We start from the raw sequence: 3,572 nt of genomic DNA on the forward strand, positions 1-3,572 counted from the left end.
GACAATCAATGTCAAGAAAAGGTAATTGCTATGATAACTCCATAATGGAGACATTCTTTGGAAGATTAAAAATGAATTATTATGGTATGAAAGAGTTATAGCTCTTTTGAAGAATTTTCAAAAGCAATAGAGGAATATATTTACTATTACAACAACGAAAGGATTCAATACAAAAACAAAATGGATGCCACCTACAAAATATAGGTTAGCATCCACTAATAATTAATTAAATATTGTGTCCAGTTTTATGGGTACACATCAGTTCTAAGGTGCTTTTGAATTAGTATTGTAATTAAATTTAGAATTTGATTTCAGTGAAAGAATCAGTTATATTATCTCCTACAACATTAAATACATTTTCTTCAAAATGCTTTATATCTTTAGTTGCATAAAAATTTAAAGTTGATTTATTTTCATCTTCAGAAAGAAGGTTTTCTTGTAATAGCTTTTTCAAATTTAGTGCTGTACCTTTAGCTGGATTTACAAATGAAATATCAATATTAGCTTCTTCAAATATTTTTTTAAATGTCTTAGTTACTAAAGCAAAGTGCGTGCAACCCAAAATAAGAGTATCATATTTAAAATCGCCTAATTCGTTTAGATATCTTTTTATAATATTTTCCAGATCTTCACCTTGAAGCAAACCATTTTCAATAGCAATAACAAGATCTGGAGCGCCAACACCTCTTATATCAATCTCTGAGTCCATGCTCTTTAGAGTGCGGTTATACACTTCAGATTTAACGGTACTCTCGGTGGCTATAAGAGCTATTTTTTTATTCTTAGACACCTCAGCAGCATACTCGCAAGCTGGTTCAACTACTCCTAAAATAGGGAAGTTAAATAGTTTTCGAGCATCTTCAATTGCATAGCATGTAGCGGTGTTGCAAGCTAAGACGGCAGCTTTAATATTCTTTTCTTTAAGAAAATTCAAACATTCACAAGTGAATGCTGAAATTTCTTCAGGACTCCTTGTGCCATAAGGCATTCTTAGAGTATCACCAATGTATTCATAAGATTCATTAGGTAGCTCTTTAATAAGCTCTTCTAAGATTGAAAGCCCACCTATTCCGCTATCAAAGATACCTATAGGGTTTTCTTTATTACACATATTAACATTCCTTCTAAAACATAGCATTGAATTTAAGATTTAATTCATTTAAAATTAAATTCAACATATGTAAAAATTTATTACTCATATATAAATGCTCATATTCACGTTAATATGAGCATGAAAATATCTAGTTATAACTTAACTCTGAAACTTAATTATATCATATTTATTTTACACTTATTTAATAAATCTGTCAAATAAAAAATTTCTTTTAACAAGCATAAATAATAAACATAAAACGGTAAATATAGTGTCTAATTTATAAAACTTATGGAGTATCATGTTAAAACTATAGCATATATCGTTAATTATCTGTTAATTTTGACGTTTATTAGTTGAACTATAGAAAACGTTTTGATATAATACGTTACGGTAGTAATTATAAATTATACATAATGTTTTTAATGCTATTAAAAACAATAAGGAGGTAGTTCATTAATGGACGGTTTATTAACAATTCAAACCAATATGATGCAAACAACAGCTATTGCTATTGTTATGTTATACGTTGGTAAATTCTTAAGAAAAAAAGTGGGATTCTTTGAAAGATTCTGTATCCCAGCACCAGTTATCGGTGGTTTCTTATTTGCTCTTATTCATTTATTACTTAAAGTTGGCGGAATCGCAACATTTGAAATGGATACTACATTGAAAGCTCCTTTCATGATGGTATTCTTTACTACAATAGGTTTAGGTGCGAACATTGAAACTCTTAAAAAGGGTGGTAAAGGATTCTTAATCTTCTTACTTATTTCTACAGTATTAGTTGTAGGACAAAACATCATTGGTATGGGACTTGCAAAGGTAATAGGACAAAACTCTCTATTAGGTCTTGCTTGTGGTTCTATAACAATGGTTGGTGGACACGGAACAGCTGGTGCTTGGGGACCAACTCTTGAAGAAATGGGTCTACCTGCCGGTGAAGTTGTAGCTCTTGCTGCGGCAACATTCGGTGTTATCATGGGTTCACTTATCGGAGGACCTGTTGGTTCAGCCCTAATTAAAAAACATAACTTAAAACCAAGTAAAGAATTTATGACTGAAGAAGTTGAAGGAACAGAAAGTAAAGTTGTTGCTAAACCTCACCTAACTTCAGGAGAGTTCTTAAAAGTTCTTTGTGTAATATTTATTTCAGTAGGTTTAGGAGCTATCCTAAAGAATTTCCTTGCTGAACATATTTCAATAGCAGGAACACCACTTAACTTACCAGAATACGTTGCAGCTATGATCTTTGCTGGAATCTTTGTAAACACTCTTGGAAAACAAGAAACATTTGCAATTGATCAAAGAGCAAACGACATCTGTGGAGATATCGGACTTAACATTTTCCTTGTAATAGCTCTTATTACTCTTGATTTAACTCAATTAAAGGCTGTTGCAGGACCAATGCTTATCATCCTATTCGCACAAACAGTATTAATGACACTATTTGCTTACTTCGTATGCTTTATCGTTATGGGTAGAGACTATGATGCGGCAGTTCTTGCTGGTGGTATGTGTGGATTCGGTATGGGTGCTACTTACAACGCACTTGCAAACATGGACTCTATCAAAGAAGAATATGGTCCAGCACCAAAAGCATACTTTATACTACCTATGGTAGGAGCTTTTGCAATAGACATTATAAATGTTCTTATCATAACAGGATTTGCACAAATCCAATTCTAAGATATTAGATAATTAGGCTCTATGTCAAATATTGGGGAGACTCGTTAACTCGAGTCTCTTTCTTTATGTAAAAATGGGCACATAGACGCTAATAAAGATATCAAAACTAAAATAGCAAAAAACAACTAAAAATAAGCATAGCAAATAAAACCCCTAGGGGTTTTGCGAATTTTCCCGTTTTCCTAATCTCTACTTACATGAAAACATAATTCTTTTTCTAAACAAGTCAAAATTTCTCATACCAAAACAATTTCTTTTTAATGTTTTTATCTTTGTATGAGTTCCTTCAAGAGGTCCATTTGACCAAGAGTAATCAAATGAATTACATATTTCTTCAAACCAGTTATTAAAAGAAGTGATACAAGATTTAAATTCTTTTAATTTTGATTCATCTGCTCTTTTTATCCATTCTCTTAAAGCTTTTTTAGCTCTAGTTTTGTTTGGCTGACTAAGTACATACTGGTACCCACAGGGCACACAGTAGAACAATTCTTTTAACTTGTATGCTTCTTTTAATTCCTTGTTAAGTTCAATCATAAGTGATACTTCATTAGCTTGTTCTGAAGTTAGCTTAGAGGCAGGTTTTGTAATTAAACTCTTACTTCTTTTAAAATATTTCCTAAGCTTTGATGATACATCCTTTTGTATTCTCTTTCTAACATTTCTAATGCCCAGGATACTTGTCTTATGAAGTGGTACCTATCTATGATATGTATTGCGTTTTTAAAGAATGATTTCTTAACTGATTTAAATGCTTTAGACATATCACTTACAAAAAATTTAACATTTC

4 protein-coding genes and 1 pseudogene are annotated in these 3,572 nt (G+C 31.5%); 2 read left to right on the forward strand and 3 right to left on the reverse strand.

The features are described 5' to 3' along the window. Positions 1–204 (forward strand): annotated as a pseudogene (locus tag B8869_RS11840) (IS3 family transposase); the annotation flags it as partial. Between the two features lie 94 nt (positions 205–298). On the opposite strand, the gene murI reads toward B8869_RS11840, so the two are convergent. After that, positions 299–1,111 (reverse strand): glutamate racemase, encoded by an 813-nt coding sequence (gene murI, locus B8869_RS00025; protein WP_084229715.1) that lies wholly within the window; start codon positions 1,109–1,111, stop codon positions 299–301. A gap of 441 nt (positions 1,112–1,552) precedes the next feature. Between murI and gltS the strand changes: the two genes are divergently transcribed. After that, complete coding sequence (gene gltS, locus B8869_RS00030) at positions 1,553–2,782, forward strand: sodium/glutamate symporter (protein ID WP_084229716.1); 1,230 nt, start codon at positions 1,553–1,555, stop codon at positions 2,780–2,782. A 189-nt stretch (positions 2,783–2,971) separates the two neighbouring features. Here gltS and B8869_RS00035 read toward each other — a convergent pair whose 3' ends face one another. Both B8869_RS00035 and B8869_RS12550 read right to left on the reverse strand, forming a co-directional pair. Then, the gene (locus tag B8869_RS00035) at positions 2,972–3,460 is read right to left on the reverse strand and encodes a transposase (protein WP_084229717.1); all 489 of its coding nucleotides are present in this window, start codon (positions 3,458–3,460) and stop codon (positions 2,972–2,974) included. Further along, positions 3,373–3,572, reverse strand: a 200-nt coding sequence (locus B8869_RS12550; RefSeq protein ID WP_144017908.1) for a transposase, incomplete at its 5' end; no start/stop codon positions are given. The genes B8869_RS12550 and B8869_RS00035, both read right to left, overlap by 88 nt.

The sequence above is a fragment of the Peptoniphilus asaccharolyticus DSM 20463 genome (assembly GCF_900176115.1).
Classification (GTDB): domain Bacteria; phylum Bacillota; class Clostridia; order Tissierellales; family Peptoniphilaceae; genus Peptoniphilus; species Peptoniphilus asaccharolyticus.

Excerpts from the sequence above, each read along its gene's own strand:
- gltS (WP_084229716.1), top strand. The coding sequence starts at position 1,553 with ATGGACGGTTTATTAACAATTCAAACCAATATGATGCAAACAACAGCT.
- murI (WP_084229715.1), bottom strand. The coding sequence starts at position 1,111 with ATGTGTAATAAAGAAAACCCTATAGGTATCTTTGATAGCGGAATAGGT.